The organism is Boseongicola sp., assembly GCF_057460485.1.
Genome location: NZ_JBVCWP010000378.1, coordinates 1 through 3,342, shown reverse-complemented (window position 1 = coordinate 3,342; position 3,342 = coordinate 1). Strand labels below are relative to the sequence as shown.

Genomic DNA, 3,342 nt, shown 5'->3' with positions numbered 1-3,342 from the left:
TCCTGGTAGGGCTTCTGGGCACGTTTGCGGGTAAGCTTGTCTTGAACCGGATAAGTGACGCACGGTTTGGCGTGGCATTGAACGCGCTCTTGGTCCTGATTTCGCTGCGTTTGATCTGGAACGGCATCAGCGCTTTTTAAAGTTGCGGGCCTGAGACGCCCTCAAGATCCCATGCGAGTGATGCGCGAACAGATCTCTGTGGCGGCCGATAAACTGCGTGCGGTGGCTTGCGCCATCTGCGGCAGAATCATCCATTCCAGCGACCACGCGGCTCCCGATCGTTCCTGCTCGTGAAGCATGGCGTGATGCATTCCCGCGACTTGAGTGGCATTAAAGCGCGCGAGCGTGGCCAATAACTCGGGCAAGACCGGGTTTTGTTTATGCGGCATGGCGGAAGATCCACCTCCGCCAGAAATAACAATCTCGTCAATGCCTTGCTGTGTCATTAAGCAAATGTCTTGGCCCATTTTTCCGATGCTGCCGGTGATCAGCGCGAGTAAATTAGCGTAGTCCGCGACTGCGTCGCGCGTTGAGTGCCAGGCGCTCTTAGTGCTCAAAAGGTTAAGGCGATTTGCGACGTTTTCGACGATGGCATCGGCGTTGTCTGCAAAAGCCGCGCGGTTTCCAACGGCGCCGCCAAGTTGCAGGACCTCAACACGCGGGCGTATGGCCTCCAACCGTTCGATGTGTCTTTGAAGGGGGGCGGACCAAGTGACTATGCGGTCTGCGACGTCGATCGGTATGGCTACCTGCATCCGCGTTCGGCCCTTCATTTGGTTAGCGCCGAAGGTGGCCGTCAGATCGTTCAGCGCCGCGAGTGTTGTTTCAAGGCTGTTTTTGAGATGATCGTTTGTCTCACGCAGGGTCAGGGCGAGGGCTGTGTCGATGACGTCCTGTGAGGTGGCCCCGGTATGGACCGCCTTTGCGTGGGGTCCGACCGCTGATCTTAACTGCTGGACAAGCGCTGGAACCACAACACCATCGCGCGCGGTCCCCGATCGCAGCGCGGCGAAGTTGGGCGAAAAGTCCGCGATCGTTTCGGCCACATCCTTGGCCACATCGGCGGGTAGGGTACCAACGTCCCCAAAGGCGCGGGTCAATGCCGCCTCAAACGCCAGCATATGCGCGACTTGTCGGTCCGGTGACCAGATGGCAGCGGCTTTGGCGTCTTGAAAGAGACCGCCGAGCCACGGGTGGCTGAAGACATCGTTCATGGGGTGCCTTGTATCATTTGGGTTAAGATTAATTTGACGGCCGGATTTTGTCACCCGACGTGTGCTTTCTTCAAGGCTGACAGGTCGAGTTCCGCCGTCAGGCCTCCATCACATTCAATATTGCATCCTGTAATCCAAGAAGCTTCGGGGGAGGCCAGAAATACGAGGGTGCGCGCAATTTCCTCGGCGCGCCCGGCGCGCCCGGTGATTACAAGCCCGCGTTCTGCACGTTCGCCAAGCGCCGTCATGAAGTCGCCCAGGATCGGTGTGTCCACGGCGGCTGGGCTTGCGGCGTTGATGCGAAGGCCGCGCGCGCGCAAGGGGGCGACCATCTCCTTCGTCCAAAGAATAACGGCTTCTTTTGAAAGATCGTATGCCCGTACAGGGTCGATGACCTCGCGTTGCACGAAATCATCCAGTTCGATATCGCCAGAAATCGAGTTAAGCCTCTGGACTTGGGCATAATTCTCACGCCAGTGCGCACCAGCCCGCGAGGCCATATTGACGATTGCCCCCCCGTCGTTGATGAGACTCAAAAGATGCTTGGTAAGTCTTGTCAGAGCAAAATAGTTCACTCGCAAAATGTCTGCCTCAAGGCCTGTGCGGGGCGGCAGGCCGGCCGCATTGATCAGCGCGTCGATGCCGTGGTCCAAGACGACCGTGTTGATGGCGCCGAGGTCGGTCAGGTCGGCCTTGATCCAGTGATCAGCTGTGTCGGGTGGGCTGTTGAGGTCGATGACAGTTACTGTCGCCCCCCGCGCCTTAAGAAGCGTGAGGGTCGCGGCGCCGATACCAGAAGCCCCGCCGGTTACGACCACATGTTTGCCGTTCCAATCTGTCACGTCGTGCGCGCCGTCACTTTGGCGCAGATCTCACGAGCCTGCGCGGCGTCGATGCTGTCGCCCGCGAAGGCCACAAACCCGTCCGGGCGGACAAGAACGATCTCATGCCCCCATGTGTTCAACCAGTCCGAACGGATCACCCGTGTTGTCAGTGGTATGCCGCAGCCTTGGCTTGCGATTTCCAGTGCGACGACGTGGCGCGCGTCTGCCACAAAAACCGTGAAGTCCTCGGTAAGCATTGCGCTTACCGCGCTGCCACCTGGACCGGGCGGTGGAAGATGATGCCCGGCGCGCGCGTTGAAGCTGTGCGAGCCGCGCGCGGAGGGCGAGCCCGTGGAGCCTTGCACAATCGGCGAGCCTTGATAATTCGGCTCGAAGGCATGGACCTCGTCAGCGTCAAGATTTCTGGAGTTCCAAGCGGTCTCAAAGGCTTCTTTGTCAGTTTCAGGTGAATATTTCTCCAAAAACGCGCGGTCCTCGTCGATGAAGCGTTCAATGAAATCGCGCGCGGTTGAAACGAAGACCGGGCGGCGCTCGGCATTGTAGCTGTCGAGCAGGGCATCGCTTCCCCAGCCCTGTAGAACCGCTGCCAGTTTCCAGCCAAGGTTGCGCGCGTCTTCAAATCCGGTGTTGATTCCAAAGCCACCGTAGGGCGGATGGCTGTGGGCTGCGTCGCCTGCCAGAAAGGCGCGGCTCTTCCGGTAAGTTTCGGCCGTCGACACACGCAAATCCCAAAAGCCGACATAGTCCAGATCAAGATCGAAAGACTGACCCACTGCGCGGTGCAGCAGGGCACGAAAATCGAAGCTTTCTGTCGTCGTACCGAGGGGGACGGGGGCGTGGAAGAACCATGAGTGGCCGTGATCCACGCGCCCAAAAAACAGCCAGTACCCTTGGTGGTCGGGGTGCAGCACGTTGTAGAAGGCTTTGCCGGGGTGCCCCTCAAGGAGGCCGTGAAGTTCTTCCGAGCGAAACACCAGCAAAGCCATAAGCCTGTTGTGTTCGGACAGGTCTTCTCCAATTCCGCTTTCGCTTTTCACGAGTGAGCGACTGCCATCGCAACCCACAATATACTTGGCTTGGATTTGATCCGTGCCGTTGCCGTCCGTTTCAGAAATTTCAAGGCTTGCACCGTCTTGATCCATCGTCAGAGCCGCGCCGGACCATCCATAGCGGATCGTGATGGCGGATATGGCTTCGGCACGCTTTCTGAGGACACGTTCGGTCGCGTATTGGGGCACGCGGGCGTTGCTGGAGAAGTAATAATCCTTAACGCTGCCACGGTT

The 3,342-nt window shown here is 58.6% G+C and carries 3 protein-coding genes; all 3 read right to left on the bottom strand.

Features of this window, described 5'->3' with window-relative positions; genetic code table 11:
• Positions 1–161: 161 nt before the first annotated feature.
• Positions 162–1,214, bottom strand: a complete 1,053-nt coding sequence (locus AC221Y_RS22360) for a 3-carboxy-cis,cis-muconate cycloisomerase (RefSeq protein ID WP_299752729.1) — start codon at positions 1,212–1,214, stop codon at positions 162–164.
• Between the two features lie 50 nt (positions 1,215–1,264).
• Positions 1,265–2,056, bottom strand: coding sequence for an SDR family oxidoreductase (locus AC221Y_RS22355; RefSeq protein WP_486708503.1), 792 nt, complete (start codon positions 2,054–2,056; stop codon positions 1,265–1,267).
• Positions 2,053–3,342, bottom strand: a 1,290-nt coding sequence (locus tag AC221Y_RS22350) for an FAD-dependent monooxygenase (RefSeq protein WP_486708502.1), incomplete at its 5' end; no start/stop codon positions are given. The genes AC221Y_RS22355 and AC221Y_RS22350, both read right to left, overlap by 4 nt.

Excerpts from the sequence above, each read along its gene's own strand:
- AC221Y_RS22360 (WP_299752729.1), bottom strand. The coding sequence starts at position 1,214 with ATGAACGATGTCTTCAGCCACCCGTGGCTCGGCGGTCTCTTTCAAGAC.